Origin of the sequence: Actinomycetospora sp. NBRC 106378 (assembly GCF_030269685.1) — a bacterium.
Lineage (GTDB): Bacteria > Actinomycetota > Actinomycetes > Mycobacteriales > Pseudonocardiaceae > Actinomycetospora.
Window position 1 is genome coordinate 1 of record NZ_BSTT01000042.1, and the last position, 402, is coordinate 402.

1 protein-coding gene is annotated in these 402 nt (G+C 71.4%); it reads left to right on the forward strand.

The window, feature by feature from the left end; genetic code table 11:
- On the forward strand, positions 1-402 hold a 402-nt coding region (locus QSK00_RS30315; protein WP_285597271.1), incomplete at both ends, for a HAMP domain-containing protein.

Genomic DNA, 402 nt, shown 5'->3' on the forward strand with positions numbered 1-402 from the left:
CGCCTCGCGATCGTGGTGGTGGTGCTCGGTGGGGTGGCGCTGATCCTGGGCGGGGCGGTGATCACCCTGACCGCCCTGTCCACCGCCGCCCCCGTCCTCGCGGTCCGCCGGGCCCTGAAGAAGGTCGAACGCGGCGACTACGACGTCGACGTCCCCGTCTTCGACACCACCGAACTCGGCCTGCTCCAGGCCGGGTTCAACACCATGGTCTCCGGACTACGCGAACGCGAACGCGTCCGCGACCTGTTCGGCCGCCAGGTCGGCGAGGACGTCGCCCGCCACGCCATGGACAACGACGTCGAACTCGGCGGCGAGGTCCGCGAGGTCGCCGTCCTGTTCGTCGACCTCGTCGGCTCCACCACCCTGGCCGCGACCCGACCCCCGCACGAGGTCGTCGAACTG